Below are 17,840 nucleotides of genomic sequence, written 5' to 3' on the forward strand. Positions count from 1 at the left end.
AATCACGGCCATTATTGCGGCGTTACTGAATCAGTCCTTCGCTGGGGGCTGCGGATGAGTTAAGCACAGATGGGATAAAAAACTGCGAATGAATCTACACTAGACCTACCCTCCATGAGGATGCACTCAAGGAGCATTCGATATTGTCTTTAGGATCAAGCACCGATGCAGTCGTTCAGCACGTCCCCTGCCGCCATGGTCAAGAGTGTCCTGATCAATCGAATATTGATCTACGTGTTGATCCGCAGAGAAGTCATCGGCCGCTACAAAGGCTCGATGCTCGGAATTCTATGGTCGTTCTTCACGCCGGTTTTCATGCTGGTGGTCTACACGTTCGTGTTCAGCGTCGTGTTCAAGGCCCGCTGGTCTGGCGGCGGTGAATCCAAGAGCGAATTCGCCCTGGTGCTGTTCGCCGGCCTGCTGGTGTTCAACCTGTTTTCCGAATGCGTGAACCGAGCGCCGGGCCTGGTGCTGGCCAATACCAACTACGTCAAGAAAATTGTGTTCCCACTGGAAACCCTGCCCCTGGTGTCGCTCGGCGCAGCGCTGTTCCACATGGGTGTCAGCGTCCTCGCCTGGCTGGTCTTCTATATCGTCCTGTTCGGTACCCCTCCGGTAACGGCTCTTCTGCTGCCGGTGGTGCTGTTCCCGTTGGTGCTGCTGACGCTGGGAATCTCCTGGTTTCTCGCCTCGATAAGCGTCTACCTGCGCGATATAGGCCAGTTCATCGGCATTATCATCACGGCGATGCTGTTCCTCTCACCGATTTTCTATCCACTTTCGACACTGCCCCAAAGCTACCAGGCCATCTTGCAGGCAAACCCCCTGACGCTGCCGGTGGAAATGGTTCGCGATGTCCTGTTCTGGGGCAAGACGCCGCAATGGGAGCACCTGGCCGCTTATTCGGCGATTTCCGTGCTGATTGCCTGCTCAGGGTTCGCCTGGTTCCAGAGGACCCGCAAAGGCTTTGCCGACGTCATATGACGTTTGTATGCGTGGCGCCCCGTCCAGCAGCCGCTATGATGATTGATGGCACGGCTGGAGCCTGGGCCTGTCTGTTGATTGAAGCCAACGTCGATCCTGCAAGACCGAGTATGCGTTGCCGTATTAAATAAAGGACCAGAAAACCGCATGGACCAGATCAACCGTCTTGTTGATTGCATTGACAAATTGACTCGCTCAACACAATCCAGATCCATTGAAGCCTTGCAACTGGTCAAGGAAATCGAGAATCGAGATCGGCTTATCAAACAACTGAACCTTGATTCAAAAGCGCTTCGCACCCGTCTGTCGCTTCAAGAAGGCAAGACCGGGCGGCTGCGCGAGCAATTGCGGGTGGCCGAACAGCGCCTCAAGGACGCCGAGGCGTTAATCCAGACAAAGGAAAGCGAGGCTGTCGTGCTTTCCGATTGGGCGGTGGATCTACGTGCGCAACTGGCGGCCAAGCAGGCCGAGCTGTTCAAGATTTCTGATTGGGGCAACGCCATCGAACGCGCACCGCTGCGTTATTCGATACGCAAGCAGTTGTATAAATTATCGCGCCGGGTCTACGCCTGGTTGCCACTCACCGCACAGCAGAAAAGCAAACTGGCACGTCGACTTCGAAGCTGGTTGAAACCCGGCAAGGCAACACCAGGCGAATCATCGGCAGACGCTGGTTTTGCCCTGCAACCTCTGCCACCGCCCGTAAACCTTGCAGTACCGTCTAGCCTCGGGCAGCCCATGATCCTGATGTTCGGCGTGATCGACTGGCACTTTCGCATCCAACGCCCACAAAACCTTGCCAAGGAGTTGGCCCGGGCCGGACAAACGACCTTTTATATCTCGAACGACTTCATCGACGACGATGCCCCCGGCTTCGAAGCAGAGCCCTTGGAGGGCTCCAACCGGCTGTTCCAGATCCGTTTCAAGGTGCTCGGTGCACCGGCCATTTATCATGCCCCGCCGTCAGCAGCCGCCATTCGCCAGTTGTGCGAAGGCCTGGCCATGCTCCTGCAATCGGCGAACGTCGATGCCGTGGATTGCATTGTCCAACACGCCTACTGGTTCCCGCTGGCAAGGCGTGTCCCCAACGCCACGCTGGTCTATGACTGCATGGATCACCACGAAGGCTTTGGCAACGTTGCCCAGGAGTTGCTCGACCTGGAAATCGCCCTGATGCGCAGGGCCGATCTGCTGGTGGCGACATCCGACTGGATCGAACAACACGGCAAGCGGGAAAACCGCAACGTCGAGGTGATCCGCAACGCCTGCGAGTTCAGTTTCTTCAGCCGACGTCCCGACAAGGTCTACCGGGCCCCCACCAACAGAAAGATCATCGGTTACTATGGCGTCATTGCCGAATGGTTCGACCTGGACCTGGTCAAGCGGGTCGCCCAATCCTTCCCACAGCACCTGATACTGTTGATCGGCAGCGATACCGTCCAGGCGAAAAAATACTTCAAGGCCTGCCCGAATGTGGTCCTGGAAGGCGAAGTCCCGTATACCTCCCTGCCTTACTACCTCCACGCCATGGACGTTTGCCTGCTTCCGTTCAAGGTCATGCCGTTGACCCTCGCCACCAACCCGGTCAAGGTCTATGAATACCTGAGCGCGGGGAAACCGGTGGTGTCGGTGAAACTGCCGGAGTTGAACCAGTTTGGCAAATTGGTCTGGGCAGTTGAAGAGCCGACGGAGTTCATCTCTACCCTACGCGGTGTCCTGGGCGCACTGCCAGAGGCCAGCGCCACGCTGGAGGCCCGTCAATCGTTCGCCCGGGGCCAGACCTGGCAGCATCGGGCCGCCAGCCTGCGCGAGGCCATTGCGACATTGCCCCTGCCCAAAGTCAGCGTGGTGGTGTTGACCTACAACAACCTCGAACTGACCAAGGCCTGCCTCGACAGCCTGTTGACCCAGAGCCAATACCCGAACCTTGAAATCATCGTTGTCGATAACCACTCCAGCGACCAGACCCCGGCCTACCTCACCGCCTGGGCCAAGGGACACCCAGACCGGATCGTCATCCTCAACCCGGACAACAAGGGATTTTCCGCCGGCAACAACCTGGGCCTCGCGGCAGCCAGTGGCGACTATCTGGTCATCCTGAACAACGACACGGTCGTCACCGCTGGCTGGATCAAAGGCTTGATCCGTCATCTGCAGGACAACAAGGAAATCGGCATCATCGGCCCGATCACCAACAACATCGGCAACGAGGCCAAAGTCAGCACCCGCTATGACCGGCTGGATGACATGCCCGCCGAAGCCGCGCAAATGACCCGCGCTCGCATGGGTGAGTGGTTCGAAATCAACACCCTGGCGTTTTTCTGCGTGATGTTCCCGCGTTCGACCTACGAGCAAATCGGTGGCCTGTGCGAAGAGTATGGCCTGGGGTTCTTCGAGGATGACGATTACTGCCGTCGCGTGCAGCGTCGTGGCATGCGCGCGGCCTGTGCCGAAGACGTCTTCGTTCACCACCACCTGTCCGCCTCGTTCGACGCCTTGGGTGCCAAGAAAAAACAGGCGCTTTTCGAAAAGAACCGGGCGATCTACGAGAGCAAGTGGGGATCCTGGGTCCCGCACACGTACCGAGATGTATAAGCAGCCCCTTTGCATGCAATGCCATTTATTCAAGGGAGCTGATGAATCCGTGGCGAGGGAGCTTGCTCCCGCTGGGCTGCGAAGCGGCCCCGAACCCAGCCTCCGCAGCGTGTCAGGTTGGTCGCATCCTGCCTTTTTGGGGGCTGCTGTGCAGCCCAGCGGGAGCAAGCTCCCTCGCCACGGATCCTGGTTTGCCTCAATGGACAGCATTGCCCCTTTAGCCGAGACGATATTTTGCCCAGATTCAGCCTGAAATACGCAGTGGTGTTGTTGGTTTTACTGGCGAGTTCGGTGGTCGGCGTATACGGTTTTTCGACGCTTGAACTGGCGTCCATGAACAGCGGCACCCGGACGATATTGCTGTCACTGGCAAGCCTGGCCGCCCTCACCGTCTTCACTCGCAAGCCACCGATCATTCTTTGCCTGGGTTTGCTGGCGTGCCTGTCCATTGCCTGCGCACAGATTTGGCCGGTGATGGTCGTCGCGGCGTTCGCACTGTCTTCGACCGTACTCGGCAGGTGGATGCTCAGGCAAGAAACCTTGGCCGACTGGAGCGTCCACCTGCTGGTGGGAGCCGGTACGTTCGGCACACTGACAGGCCTGGCGGCCTACTTGCCGATCAACTACCCCTGGCTGTATGGCGCGCTGCTGTTGTTGCCGCTTGTATTGGGGCGTAGACACGTCACCTCGATAGGCCGTGAACTGTTGCGGCAGATCCGGGCCAGCCGCTCAGCGCAAACACCCCTCCAGACGGGGCTCGACGTGCTGATCGGCAGCTTCGCCTGCCTCTATGTGTTGGTCGCCTTCATGCCGGAGGTCGGGCATGACGCGTTGGCCATGCACCTCTTTGTCCCGTCACACCTGGCCCAACAGCATCAATGGAAGTTCGATGCGAACACCTATGTGTGGGCGGTCATGCCCATGCTGGCCGACTGGATCTACAGCATTGTCTATATGCTGGCCGGTGAAACCGCCTCGCGCCTGAGCAACAGCGCGTTCACCCTGCTGCTGGCGTGGCAGATTCGCAACATGACCCTCTGGGCCGGAGGCTCCGCCACAAGCGCCCGCTGGGCCAGCCTGATCTTTCTGTCAACGCCCCTCGCCTTCGCCGAAAGCAGCAGCCTGCACATCGAATCGGCGTGGACCGCCTTCATGATGGCCGGGACGCTGGCGATCCTGAAGGTCTCAAGCTCTACGCCGGAGCCCAGGGAGCGCCTGTCGCAATTGCTCCTGGCGGGCCTCCTGCTGGGCTTCGCCATGGCGACCAAGGCCGTGACCCTGAGCGTCCTGCCGGTCCTGCTGGTGATCCTCTTGCTGCACTACAAGGCCTGGGCCGTCCAAGGGATCGTCAAGACGCTCCTGCTGGGCTGTGTCGCCCTGATACTGGCCGGTGCGACCCCTTACGTCTCTGCCGGGTACTTGACCGGCAACCCCGTGTTCCCGTTTTTCAATGCCATTTTCCATTCGCCGCTCTGGCCGAACATCAATTTCGAACCACCGGCCACTTTCGGTACCGGGGTGACCTGGGACACCCTCTATCGAATGGTCTTCAAATCGCCTCAGTTCATCGAAGGGCGGGTTGGCGCGGCGGGCTTTCAATGGCTGCTGCTGCCCACGGCTGCCGTCGCCGTGCTGTTGAGCGGCAACAAAAAAGCCCTGTGCATCCTCCTGGTCGGCGCCGGCGCGATGTTCATGACGTTCCACTCAACGGCCTACCTGCGTTATGTGTTCCCCTCCTTCGCGCTGTTCTCAGTGATCCTGGCCCTGCCCTTTTCCGACGCCAGGATCTTCCCGCGCAGCCTCGCCATCGTGGCCGGTGCCGTGTTGATCCTGACCAATACCCGTTTCATCCAGGCCGCGACTTACTATGGCGAAATCAAACCCTCTGCACTGTTGAGCACGGCAGGTCGGGATGCCTATCTATTGGAACGCCTGCCCATCCGGAAAATGGTCGACACCGTCAACGCCTTGAATACCGGGCATCAGCCCGTGGCGGTCTTTGCGTCGCCCTTGATGGCGGGTTTGCATGGCGATGCCCTCTACGCGTCGTGGTACAACCTGAAATGGAAAAGCGAATTCGATTCGGCGGCCTCGCCATCAGAACTTGCCCAGCGCTTGCGCCGGCGCCAGGTAAGCTGGCTGGTGATCGACCTCAAGTCCCTGCCCCAGGCGCCACTCGATCGGCTGCTCACGGTGTCCACGTCGTATGCCAGACTGGGTGACATGGAACTGCGCAAACTCAATGACACGCGCTACGAACACCTGCTCAACCCAGGGCTGTCCAGCCTCGAGGGCTGGAGCCTGACGTCACCCTCGACCTATGACGCGGCGCGCAAGATCCTGACCGTCAGTGTCAAGACACCGGCAACCCAGCGTGTCGACGTGACGCCGGGGCTGACCTACATCAACAGCGTGTCGGCACGCTGCGCAACGACAGCCACGGCCGGAAGAATCCAGGCCAATTGGATGGACGAACAAGGCGACTTCATTACCACCAGCATCGAGACGTTTGACTGCACCACGCAATGGGAGACCCATGAGATGAACGTCGTAGCCCCTGCCAATGCCACGTCCGTGATCATTTACGCATCCGGGCATACCGACACTCCCCTGGAGTTCAAGTCACTTTCATTCAGGCAATAGTTGGCGATATCGATGAACTCAAAAACAGCGCTTTTCACGGACGAGCAACGCGTCGCCGTCGTCATCCCCAGCTATCGGGTTACCGCTCATATAGGCGCCGTCATAGCGGCCATAGGGCCGGAGGTCTGGCGCATCTACGTCATCGACGATGCCTGCCCGGACGGTTCAGGCGGGCATGTCCTGGCCTCCTGTAACGACCCCCGGGTCAAGGTGCTGCCCCATGACGTCAACAAAGGCGTGGGCGGTGCGGTCATGACCGGCTATCGAGCCGCCCTCGACGACGGCGCAAGTATCATCGTCAAAGTCGATGGGGACGGCCAGATGGACCCGACCCTGATCCCGCTGTTCATCGAGCCGATCCTGGCGGGAGAAGCCGACTACACCAAGGGCAATCGGTTTTTCGATCTGGAAGAGGTCCAATCGATGCCGCGCATTCGCCTTTTCGGCAATGCCGTGTTGTCGCTGATGGCCAAACTGTCGACGGGTTACTGGGACCTGTTCGACCCCACCAACGGCTACACGGCGATTCACCGTGACGTCGCCAGGCTTTTACCCCTGGACAAGGTCAGCCAACGCTACTTTTTCGAGACCGACATTCTGTTCCGCCTGAACACCGTGCGCGCCGTCGTGGTGGATATTCCGATGGAAGCCCGATACGGCGATGAGGTCAGTCACCTCAATATCTCGAAAATCGTCGGTGAATTCCTGTTCAAACACCTGCGCAATTTCACCAAGCGCGTGCTCTACAACTATTATCTGCGCGACATGTCCCTGGCTTCGATCGAACTGCCGATCGGGATTCTCATGTTCTTGTTCGGCACCCTTTTCGGCAGTTATCACTGGTATGAATCGGCGCGCAATGGCATCGCGACGCCAGCCGGCACCGTGATGCTCAGCGCACTGCCCATGCTCATGGGGTTGCAACTGATCATGGCGTTCCTCGGTTATGACATCGCCTCCGTACCCAGCAGGCCAAGGCAATCCAGGCGTGGTAGAGCAACCTCATTGCGGGAAGAAAACTCATTAAAGCGCTAAGAGATTTTTTAACGGACCCGTCGCTCAAGGCACTGGATGTCGATGGCAACGAACGCCTCGAACTTCACGGCAAAGTGCTTGAGCGCAAGCGGATGCTTCGGGAAGTATTCGTGGAGTTCCACCACGCGTTTCATCGCCTGGCAGACCGCTATTTCAAGGTCGAAGGTCTTGAGGTGGAGTTGGGGGCAGGCATCGCACCCATGCGCAATTCGTACCCTGAAGTATTGGCGACGGACATTGTCGCCACCGAGCAACTGGACATGGCGCTCAATGCCGAGGCAATGAGCCTGGACGATCACTCGGCGAGGGCCTTTTACGGCCAGAACTGCTTTCACCACTTCCCTCATCCCGATCGTTTCTTCACGGAGCTGGAAAGAACCCTCAGGATCGGCGGCGGCGCCATTTTGATCGAACCCTTCCACGGTCCCTTTGCCGCTTTTCTCTATAAGCGCCTGTTCAAGTCCGAAGGCTTCGACATGCACTTCCCTTCTTGGGAAACCCCGTCGACCGGGCCCATGAACGGCGCCAACCAGGCCCTCAGCTACATCGTCTTCGTTCGCGACAGGCAGGCGTTCGAACGCAAATACCCAGGCTTGGAAATCGTCCACCAGGAAATCTGCGGCAACTATCTGCGTTACCTGGTTTCCGGCGGCTTGAACTTTCGCCAGTTGCTGCCCGACGCGCTGATCCCTGTGCTCAAGGTCATCGAAAAACTGCTGTATCCGTTGAGGCGAGTATTGGCGCTGCACCACATCGTGGTCATCCGGAGGAAGTCTTGACCTTTATCCGGTACGGCACCATCCAACTCGTGGCTTATGCGCTGGACATGGGGACCTTCTTGCTGTTGATGGCCTTGTTCAACGATCAACCCATCCTGGCCAACATCGCCGGTAAAGGCGTCGCCGGTGTGTTCGCGTTCTTTTTGCATCGGCACTTCACGTTCCAGTCGACCGGCGGCAGCAGCAAGGTTCAAGCGGTGCGCTATTTCTCGTTGCTTGCCATCAATATTCCACTCGCTTCGGCGCTGTTCAGCGTGGGGCTGTATTTCGTCAACAGCCCTGCCCTGGTGAAATTTGTCTCCGATGTGGCCTGCGTGGTGCTGACTTACTGGATCAGCAAACTGTTCGTGTTTCATTCCGCTGCGCACCCGCCTGTTCCCACTGACCGCGCCGAAGGCGCATGACGATGAAGCTACTGATTACCGGCGCGACAGGCTACATCGGACAGCGCTTGTCAGCCCTCGCGGCGGCCAGCGGACACGAGGTCATGTGCGCCACGCGCCAGCCGTGCCCCGCCACCTACGCCTGGCTCCCTTATGACCTGCGGGGCCCGGCGCCCAAGTGCCCGGCGGGCACCCAGGTGTTGATCCATTTGGCGGCCGACACATCGACAGCTGCCACCGGCGCAGACGACGAAGTCAAGGCGGCCCAGGCGCTGATCCATTGCGCCCAACAAGGCTCGGCCAGGTTCATCTTCATCTCCAGTCAAACCGCCGAGGCCACGGCTCCTGGCGCTTATGGCCGGACCAAGTGGCGTATCGAGCAGCACGTGCTGGCCGCCGGGGGCACCGTGATCCGTCCCGGCCAAGTGTATGGTGGCCCCGAACGCGGGCTCTTTGGCTTGTTGTCAGGGTTGGTGCGCCGAAGCCCGTTTATTCCGATCCTGATGCCGGCACCAGGCGTGCAACCTATTCATGTCGACGACTTGGCAGCCTCGATATTAGCGGTCGTCGAACGGAATGACATTCACGCCGAGATCCTCAATCTGGGCGCCGTGAAACCGATTGCCTTTGGCCGCTTCCTGATGTCGATTGCGGAGCACCGGGTGCGTGCCGCTCGTCTGCCAGTCCCTCTGCCGGTGGCATTGCTCAGGCTATTGCGCCTGTCACTCGGACGATCCTTGAGCGCGAAATTGGGCCTGGAGCGGATTTTTTCCCTCATCCACCTGCCGCCCATGGACAGCGCGCGGTCCCTGCAAAAACTCGGCATCCAGTTGCGCCCCCTTGCCCACGGCATGCATCGATCCGGCCATGGGCAACGTCGCGGGCTTCTGCAAGAAGCCGCGGGCCTCTTGCACTACCTGCTCAAACGCCCGCCGCAAAGAAGCCTGGTCAGTCGTTACGCCAGGGCATTGGAACGTGCGGGTAAAACCCGACCCATCATTCATTCACGCTTGCTGATGCGCTGGCCGATACTCCTGGCGCTCCTGGACAATCCCGGTGTCCTGCACAAGCCCGACGGCCAGGAACTGGCCTGGCGCCTGCAGGTTGCACTCGGTATCGCCGAAGCCAGCCCCCAGGGCGCGCAGGTGTTTCTCGGCGCCCAACAGCCGTGCAGCCTGGTCGCCACGCTGGTTGCGCTGGGACTCACCTCGGTCAAAGCGCTGGCGTGGAAGATAGCGGCGCTGTTAGGCCGCCCCTTTGCCCGCCAGTTGTTGCGTGGAAGTGAAGTCCACCGTGAAGCCTGAATTTGATGTGATCATTGTCGGCAGCGGCCCGGCCGGGACTTCGGCAGCCTATCCGCTGGTCAAGGCGGGCCTGAAAGTCCTGATGGTCGATGCCCAGGCCGATACAGGCTCAGCGACGCCGCCGACGCGTCCATTTCTCAGCGCCAGGGCAAACGATGAGCATCAGTGGAAATGGATGATCGGCGAAAACTTCCACGCCTTGAACCAACTGGACGCGGTATCGCCCAAGCTGAAGACGCCGACCCACGCCCATGTTTTCGAAGGGTTCAGCGCCCGCAATCGCATCGAGACCGACAACTTTATCGGCATCGGTTCACTGGCCACCGGAGGCCTGTCCAATGCCTGGGGCTGCGGCGTGGCAACGCTTGGGGCCAGCGACTTTACCGGGCTGCCCATCGAATATTCCGAGATGCAGGCGTCCTATGAAACGGTAACTCGCCGGATCGGTATCAGTGGCCGGATCGACGATGACCTCTCAAGCTACTTCGGCCTCGATGAGTGGTCGCAACCGCCCCTGCCATTGGACACACTGCACCAGCGCCTGCTCGATCACTACACCCGGCGCCGACCGACGTTTCCCGAACAGGGGTTTCGCCTTGGCCGCTCCAGGGTCGCCGTCTTGAGCCAGCCGCTGGACGAGCGCAAGGCCTGCGACCTGTCTGGAAACTGCTTGTGGGGCTGTCAGAACCAGGCCTTGTATAGCGCCTCGCAAGAACTGCAAAAACTCAAGCAATACCCAGGGTTCCAGCACGTCCAGGACTTCCTCGTGGAGGACCTGCAGAAACTGGACGGTGCATGGGCGATCACCGACCATCGCTCCGCCCGGCGCTTCTGCGGTACGCGCCTGCTGCTGGCGGCGGGGACCCTGGCCACGACCCGGCTCGCCCTCAAGGGCCTGAACCATACGGCCGCGATCCCACTGCTGTCATCACCGACGGCGGCTTTCCTGCTATGGCTGCCGAAAATGCTCGGAACCCCAAGGGTGTCGACATTCGGCCTGGGCCAGCTATCGTTCGCCCTGGAGCTGACGGCCAGCGCCACGGCGTTCGGTTCGACGTTCAGTACCACAGGCTTGCCGATGACCGAGTTTGTCAGCCGGATCCCCATGAGCAAACGCTACAGCATCGAACTGCTGAAAAACCTGCTCAGCGCATGCCTCGTCGGGAACATCTTCCTTCCCGGGCACCTGTCCAACAACACCGCGGTCTTGCGCCCCGACGGTTCGTTGCGCATCGAAGGCCAAGTGCATCCCGAGCTCCCCGGGCTCATGAAAACTGCCGAGGCGAAGCTGCGCCGGGTCTATTGGAAAATGGGCGCACTGTTGATGCCCATGAGCTTCACCGTCGGCAGACCGGGGGCGGATATCCATTATGCGGGGACCCTGCCCATGCACTCGACGCCCCGGATCGGGCAGACCGATCGCCTTGGCGAAGTCGCGGGCCTTGGCGGTGTGCATATTGTCGATGGCGCCTGCCTGCCCAGCCTTACCGAGAAATCCCACACGCTGACTCTCATGGCCAACGCGGACCGGATAGCACGCTCGCTCGTAACAACGATAGGAAATCACAAGGCATGACCCGCAAGGTACTCTGCATCGTCGGTACGCGTCCGGAGGCCATCAAAATGGCCCCCGTGATCAAGGCGCTCCAGGCCGAAAAGAATATCGTTTGTCGGGTGCTCGCTACCGCCCAGCACCGAGGCTTGCTGGACCAGGTGCTTGAGGGTTTCGCAATCACTGCCGACCTGGACCTGGACATCATGCGCCCCAACCAGTCATTGGCGGCGCTGACCTCACGCTTGCTGCTTGGACTCGACGGCGTACTGCAAGCCGAGAAACCGGATGTCGTGCTGGCCCAAGGCGACACGACCACGGTCATGAGTGCTGCACTGGCGTGTTTCTACCTGCAGATTCCCTTTGGCCATGTCGAAGCGGGCCTGCGTACCGGGGACCTGCGCACTCCGTTCCCCGAAGAAGCCAACCGGGTGATCACCGGCAAGCTGACCCGCTGGCATTTCGCGCCTACCCAGCAGGCCGTGGACAGCTTGCTGCGCGAGGGTGTCGCCACCAGCGATATCACCCTGACCGGCAATACCGTGATCGATGCCTTGCTGATGACTGCCGCACAAGACTCAGCCCTGACTGTCCCACTGGATGCCAGCAAACGCCTGGTGCTGGTGACCGCCCATCGCCGGGAAAATTTCGGCGAACCGTTCCAGAATATCTGCCAGGCACTCAAGCACCTGGCCGAACGGAACCCGGACATCCAGATCCTCTATCCCGTCCATCCCAACCCGAACGTCAAGGATGTCGCGCACCAACTGCTTGGGCGGACCCCGAACATCATCCTCTGCGCACCGCTGGATTACGCACCGTTCATCGCGGCAATGAAGCGCTCGTACCTGATCATCAGTGACTCGGGGGGCGTGCAGGAAGAAGCCCCGGCCCTGGGCAAACCGGTGCTGGTCCTTCGAGAGGAAACCGAACGCCCGGAGGCGGTCGACCTCGGCGTGGTCAAGCTGGTCGGCGCCAACCGGGACACCATCGTCGAAGCAGCACAGCGGCTGCTCGATGATCCGCAGGCTTATCAGGCCATGGCACGTGGGGTTTCCCCCTATGGCGACGGCAAGGCCGCCGCGCGCATCGTCGACGTTTTAAGGCAGCACTTCCAGCCATGCGCATGATCTACCTGTCCCCGGTGCCATGGGCCAGCTTCAGCCAGCGCCCCCATCACTTCGTCAACTGGTATCAAAACCAGACCGGGGCGCCAGTACTCTGGATCGATCCGTACCCGACGCGTTTACCCACGCTGAACGATTTCAAGCGCAAGCCGCCTGTTGCCGATCAGCAAAACGTCGCCGTTCCACCCTGGTTGCAGGTCTGCAACCCCCGGAGCTTACCCATCGAGCCCATTCCGGGCTCGGCAATAATCCTCAAGCGACTGTGGCGCAACCTGTTCAAAGAGGCTGCGGCATTTTCCGCAGAAGGCCCATGCATGATCTGTGTCGGAAAACCTTCCGAACTGGCCCTGCAACTGCTCGCCCTCATCCCTGGAAGCCATGCCGTCTACGATGCCATGGATGATTTCCCGGCCTTTTATCAGGGCCTGTCACGCAGGTCCATGGAACGCCGCCAGGCCCAGCTCATTCGACGGGTCGCCAAAGTACTGGCGTCCTCCAGCGCCCTTCGCGACAAACTCCTGGGCACAACCGACCAGGTAGAACTGGCCCTCAATGCCTGTGACATGCACGCACTGGCGCCGGTCGAAAGCCTGGACTTCGGTGCCAAACAACAGGTACTCGGCTACGTTGGCACGCTGGGGGGGTGGTTCGATTGGGAGCTGGTCATCGCGCTGGCGCAGGCCAATCCTGGAAACCAGATCCGGCTGATCGGCCCCCTCTTCACACCGCCGCCTTGCGTATTGCCCGCCAACATCGAGCTGCTACCCGAATGCTCCCACGCCGGTGCAATCGCGGCCATGGCAACGTTTTCGGTGGGTTTGATCCCGTTCAAGCTCAACCGCCTGACCGCTTCGGTCGATCCGATCAAATACTACGAATACCGCGCCCTCGGCCTGCCCGTCATCTCCACTCGCTTCGGTGAAATGGCCCTGCGCGACCGGGAACCAGGGGTCTGGATCGTGGATGAAGGCACCGATCTGGGTAAAACCGCCATGCAAGCACTCGCCAGCCAAAGCGACCGCTCGACTGTTCATCAATTTCGTCAGGCGCACCTTTGGGCTCAGCGTTTTTCTGCGATCAATCTCAAAAACGGCAAATAACGGCCGATACCCAGGATAAGACCCCGCGACTGGGGCGCAGGACAGAACGGTAGGTCAGTCATGACAGAGATTTATTTGCTGATAGCGCACGGCACGGACCAGGGCGAAGCTTACGTCCTGGGCTGGTTCGATGACCGGAGCAAAGCCCGGGAAGTGGCCGAGCAGAAAGAATGGGAAACGTACCGCGCCAGCCTGAAGGAGAAACATCCATGGTCCAGCCACAAACCGCTGGCGCCGGACCAGACGGACTATCGCCGCTACTGGATCAAGACCATTTCAAAATTCGAGCATGTGCCGGTGCCAAGGTCCTTTGCGGTTCATTGATCACCACGTATGAATATTCAACGAAACGAGCGTTATCGGTAGCGGTCTAGACGATTAAGCCCATCCGATGAGAGCGTTTTTATGTTGAAATTCCTTGGCGGTACCGTAGGTATCATTTTCCTGATTGGCCTGATCGTGGTGATTGCGCTGTTCAAGTTCATTTTTTGAGCGTGGCGGCGGCGACCAATGGCTTGGCTCTGTAGGAGCTGGCGAAGCCTGCGATCTTTTGATCTTTCGCTTGGGCCCCAAGTGTCTGGGGAAAGATCGCAGCCTCGTTGCACTCGTCAGCTCCTACACGGCTGCTACAGGCTCAGTGGAGCTGGGCTCTGGAGGTTCGCGGACCTCATCCTCACCGTACTTTGGCTCGTAGGCATTCAAAGTAGTCGCTATTCACTGGAACAATGGGAGCAGACTCCACCCCAGCCAATACCAGACCGCGCAGGTGCTGTCGATTCTGATCCTTGCGAATCAGCTCTCGCACATATTCGCTACGGGTGCTGTAGCCTCGCAGGCTAACCTGATCATCCACGAAGGATTTGAGAGCGTCCGGCAGAGAGATGTTCAGGGTACTCATGACTTCGTCTGCTTTTGGAAAAATTTTGCCGAAGTTTACACTCTTGGCCCGACCTCTCCAGTGTCGGCTCGCGGAAAAAAACTGTAGTCCTTGGCTAGCAATGACAGATGTTCAGGTCTCAACAAAATGACAGACATAGAGACGGCTATTGCTGACTGGGCGCCGCTGCAACTTGAATGGCATCAAGGTTTCGCCTTCGTCGACGGCATGCTGCTGGGCGACGGGCAAGTGCCTGATGTGTACATCATGCTCAACCCTCAAGGCACACCACCCGGCGAGTTAGCACAATCTGCCAGCGCTGGGCACTTTCCGCCCTCGCCCTTGCTTGCCGATCAGCCGGTTTGGCGACATCGACGCAACCCTTGGGTCTTGCGCGACACGCTGCGCGATTATTACCTGCTTCCAGCCTACCGGGAGCGCCATGGCTACCACGCGCTGCAGGCCCTGCCGTTTCGCTTCGACAACGGCCTGGAAAGCCTCGGCTACCAGTACTGGCGTGACGCAACCGGCGCCTATTGGTTCGGCGACTACGCGATCAGCCAAATCCCGGAAGCACGCCCCGACAGCCTGGCCCTGTTGCCACCGTCCCCCGCCTCGGTGACTTCAGCGTCTGCCCTGTTCAGCGACGGAGTGAACATCTTTCTGCAAGGGCAATTTATCGCCAGCGCCACGCCGCGGGTGCGGTATTGCAACAACCCTTCCTATCGAGTGATCGACGGTCAGGTCTACAAGGGCTTCAAGCCCCTGCACCAGAAAGACAGCACGCCGCTGCCGATCGCAAACCCGGACGACTTCCAGATGCTCGCCCATCGCTGGGGCACCGATGGGCAGTCGATCATCGTGCAAGCGCAGCAAGGTTCGAGCATTTCCTATGAATACTTCTACCGCATCGACAATGCCGACCTGGCGACCTTCACCGTGCTTAACGAGCGCTACGCCAAAGACCGACACCGCGCCTATTACCTGACCGGCAAGAACATTCGCTACGTTGGCGATTTCCACCTGCTCAAATGCTCGCAGCCAGTGTTTGATGAGTGCGGCCGCGTGGTCAGTGCCGGCGAATACGAGGATGACTATTTTGCCGTGGACGACACGTTCGTCTACGCCGCCGGAACCCGCTTGCGTGATGCCCATGGTCCGAGTTTTCGCCACTTGGGGTTCGACTATTACCGTGATCACCAGCACGTCTACAGGCGCCAGAAACGCCTTGATGTCGACGCGGAAAGCTTCGTCGTGACCCAACCCTGTCGCAATGACCAGGATTACGCCCCCGTGCTGGCAGGTGACAAACACGGCCCGCTGGGCTCTGACGGCATCATCGATGCGGCCATGCAAGAGGCATGGGCTCCTTACTTCGAAGCCCATCCGCAGTTGAAGAACTATTGGTGGCACCGTCTACAGGCCTTGCCTGAAGAATCGCAAACGCCTGCGGAAACACTGCCCTTACGTGCCATCGGTCTCGGTTTCGAACTGGGCGACCAGGTGTATTTCCATGGTCGCGTGATCAACGGGCTGGACGCGGCGAGTTTCAAATTGCTGGACACGCACTTGTGCGGCGATGCCCAGGGCTTGTATCTGATCCCTTTTCATAATGCGCAAACGGAAGTGCCCGAACGATTTTCCCTGGAACCCGCGGAGCACTTCCGCTCACTCGGGTCGCCCTACCTGACAGACGGCAAGACCGTGTTCTGCCACCGGGTTTTCTATCATCCTCCCGAACCGATTCGTAAGGCGCAAGCGGCCACGTTCGAGTCCTGCGGTCATGGTTGGGCCAAGGATCGGGATGCGGTGTATTACTACGGCGAGGCGAAAAAGCGGCTACATCCCTCGGATACCCGCATTCTCGGCACCTATGCCGTCAGCCCTAGCCTGATTCTCTCGGAAGGCAAGCCGCTGGAGGTGGCATTCGACCCTGATGAAGTCCGCGTGCCCCATCCCGACTTCCTGCAACTGGGCACGCGCAAGTTGTTCTGCCACCGACGCCCGCTGAGCGCCAAGCGGATCGACTTGACCACGCTCGAATTCCTGGATGAGCGCTATGCCCGTGACCAACATCGCATCTATCACTACGACGGTTACGCGACCTTGACCGAAGTCGACGAAGCGCATTATCGGGAATCCCTCGGCCAGCCGTCGACGAACACCTAGAACTGCGTCACGACCGTAACGCCTGCCGTGTCAAACCGATCCATGTTCATGAGCGCATCAATCGATTGTTCGAGGCTGATGGTTTTGCCGACCAGTTTTTCAGGCGCCAGCTTGCCGGACGTGATCATCTCCATCATCGCGCCGTAACGGTGAGCCTGCATGCCATGGCTACCACAGATCTCCAGCTCGTAGGCAATGACCTTGCTCATGGGGATTGCCGGCGTGCTGTGGTCGGCCAGCATCAAACCGACCTGGACGTGCCTGCCGCGCCGTCTCAGATTATTGATGGAGTTGAAGCAGGTCGTAGGATGGCCCAGGGCATCCAGCGAAACGTGAGCGCCACCCTTCGTAATCTCGAGCACCGCCTCGGTCACGTCCGCCACCCGGCTTGCGTTGACCGTCGCGACGGCACCAAACGACTGGGCAAGCTTGAGCTTATCGTCGCAGATGTCGATGGCGATAACGTTCGCCCCGATAGCGTGGGCGATCATCACCGCGGACAACCCCACACCGCCACAGCCATGAACCGCCACCCACTGGCCCGCCGAGACCTTGCCTTGATCGACAACCGCGCGAAACGAGGTGGCGAAGCGACAGCCCAGGCTCGCCGCCGTGGCGAAATCCATGTTTTCAGGCAGCGCGACCAGGTTCAAATCCGCCTTGTGGATCCCCACATACTCGGCGAAAGACCCCCAATGGGTGAAGCCCGGCTGAAACTGGCTGTGGCACACCTGCTGGTTGCCGCTATTGCATTCCGGGCACGCCCCACAGCCACCGACAAAAGGCACGGTGATGCGATCGCCCACCTTCCACCGGGTGACATCCCTCCCCACCTCCGCCACGATCCCCGCCAATTCGTGACCGGGCACGTGGGGCAGTTGAATATCAGGGTCATGACCTTTCCAGCCATGCCAGTCGCTTCGACATACGCCTGTGCCAAGGACCTGAACCACCACACCGTGACGCTCGGGGGTCGGGTCTTCGACAGTCATCAAACGAGGGGGTTGGGAAAAGGCTTCGTAAACTACGGCTTTCATGAGGATCCCTCTACTTTGGAAAAGCGCGATGCCTGAAACCGGGTTCGCGGACAGGCCTTGCCGCGAACCAACGCCAACAGTAACCACAAACTCCCTGACACGTAAAAATCTCTGTCGCTTAGAGGTTGCAGCTGTACTGGTATTCGAAGGGGAAGAATACTGTATCGACCACCGACGCTTTCGCTAAAAACGAGTCACCCCTTCCAAGTCACTAACGTAGCCACCGCAGCCTAGTTGGTGCGCTTACGCACCACG

General features: G+C 59.5%; 14 protein-coding genes. 12 read left to right on the forward strand and 2 right to left on the reverse strand.

Annotated features, from left to right (window positions below):
* Window positions 1-165 precede the first annotated feature (165 nt).
* The 11 genes from QMK47_RS18820 (at window position 166) to QMK47_RS18870 (ending at window position 13,826) form a co-directional block, all read left to right on the forward strand.
* The gene (locus tag QMK47_RS18820) at window positions 166-984 is read left to right on the forward strand and encodes an ABC transporter permease (protein ID WP_253476289.1); all 819 of its coding nucleotides are present in this window, start codon (window positions 166-168) and stop codon (window positions 982-984) included.
* 147 nt (window positions 985-1,131) lie between these two features.
* Window positions 1,132-3,579, forward strand: coding sequence for a glycosyltransferase (locus tag QMK47_RS18825; protein ID WP_320389060.1), 2,448 nt, complete (start codon window positions 1,132-1,134; stop codon window positions 3,577-3,579).
* Between the two features lie 234 nt (window positions 3,580-3,813).
* Window positions 3,814-6,222: a phospholipid carrier-dependent glycosyltransferase gene (locus tag QMK47_RS18830; RefSeq protein ID WP_320389062.1), complete on the forward strand. Its 2,409-nt coding sequence runs from the start codon at window positions 3,814-3,816 to the stop codon at window positions 6,220-6,222.
* 12 nt (window positions 6,223-6,234) lie between these two features.
* Window positions 6,235-7,257: a glycosyltransferase family 2 protein gene (locus tag QMK47_RS18835; RefSeq protein ID WP_320389064.1), complete on the forward strand. Its 1,023-nt coding sequence runs from the start codon at window positions 6,235-6,237 to the stop codon at window positions 7,255-7,257.
* Between the two features lie 92 nt (window positions 7,258-7,349).
* Window positions 7,350-8,036 (forward strand): class I SAM-dependent methyltransferase, encoded by a 687-nt coding sequence (locus QMK47_RS18840; protein ID WP_320389066.1) that lies wholly within the window; start codon window positions 7,350-7,352, stop codon window positions 8,034-8,036.
* Window positions 8,033-8,440, forward strand: coding sequence for a GtrA family protein (locus QMK47_RS18845; RefSeq protein ID WP_253476312.1), 408 nt, complete (start codon window positions 8,033-8,035; stop codon window positions 8,438-8,440). The genes QMK47_RS18840 and QMK47_RS18845 overlap by 4 nt, the downstream gene beginning before the upstream one ends.
* Window positions 8,441-8,442: 2 nt before the next feature.
* On the forward strand, window positions 8,443-9,723 hold the full coding sequence (locus QMK47_RS18850; protein ID WP_320389067.1) for an NAD-dependent epimerase/dehydratase family protein: 1,281 nt from the start codon (window positions 8,443-8,445) through the stop codon (window positions 9,721-9,723).
* Entirely contained in the window at window positions 9,713-11,299 is a 1,587-nt protein-coding gene (locus tag QMK47_RS18855; RefSeq protein WP_320389069.1) for an FAD-dependent oxidoreductase, read from the forward strand. Before QMK47_RS18850 ends, QMK47_RS18855 begins: the two co-directional genes overlap by 11 nt.
* Window positions 11,296-12,405, forward strand: a complete 1,110-nt coding sequence (gene wecB / locus QMK47_RS18860) for a non-hydrolyzing UDP-N-acetylglucosamine 2-epimerase (protein ID WP_320389071.1) — start codon at window positions 11,296-11,298, stop codon at window positions 12,403-12,405. The genes QMK47_RS18855 and wecB overlap by 4 nt, the downstream gene beginning before the upstream one ends.
* Window positions 12,396-13,502 carry a glycosyl transferase gene (locus tag QMK47_RS18865; protein WP_320389073.1) on the forward strand — a complete coding sequence of 369 codons (1,107 nt, stop codon included), beginning with the start codon at window positions 12,396-12,398 and terminating at the stop codon, window positions 13,500-13,502. Before wecB ends, QMK47_RS18865 begins: the two co-directional genes overlap by 10 nt.
* Before the next feature lie 60 nt (window positions 13,503-13,562).
* The gene (locus QMK47_RS18870) at window positions 13,563-13,826 is read left to right on the forward strand and encodes a hypothetical protein (RefSeq protein WP_258688790.1); all 264 of its coding nucleotides are present in this window, start codon (window positions 13,563-13,565) and stop codon (window positions 13,824-13,826) included.
* A 349-nt stretch (window positions 13,827-14,175) separates the two neighbouring features.
* Here the strand turns inward: QMK47_RS18870 and QMK47_RS18875 are convergent, their stop codons facing one another.
* A complete protein-coding gene (locus QMK47_RS18875; RefSeq protein WP_320389075.1) occupies window positions 14,176-14,400 on the reverse strand; it encodes a type II toxin-antitoxin system ParD family antitoxin in 225 nt (74 codons plus the stop codon).
* Window positions 14,401-14,526: 126 nt separating this feature from the next.
* Between QMK47_RS18875 and QMK47_RS18880 the strand changes: the two genes are divergently transcribed.
* Window positions 14,527-16,548 (forward strand): DKNYY domain-containing protein, encoded by a 2,022-nt coding sequence (locus QMK47_RS18880; RefSeq protein ID WP_320389077.1) that lies wholly within the window; start codon window positions 14,527-14,529, stop codon window positions 16,546-16,548.
* On the opposite strand, the gene QMK47_RS18885 is transcribed toward QMK47_RS18880, so the two are convergent.
* Complete coding sequence (locus QMK47_RS18885) at window positions 16,545-17,585, reverse strand: zinc-dependent alcohol dehydrogenase family protein (protein ID WP_320389079.1); 1,041 nt, start codon at window positions 17,583-17,585, stop codon at window positions 16,545-16,547. The two genes, QMK47_RS18880 and QMK47_RS18885, sit on opposite strands and share 4 nt — an antisense overlap.
* Window positions 17,586-17,840: the final 255 nt, after the last annotated feature.

Source organism: Pseudomonas sp. P9_35, assembly GCF_034008205.1.
GTDB classification, from domain to species: Bacteria; Pseudomonadota; Gammaproteobacteria; order Pseudomonadales; family Pseudomonadaceae; genus Aquipseudomonas; species Aquipseudomonas kilonensis.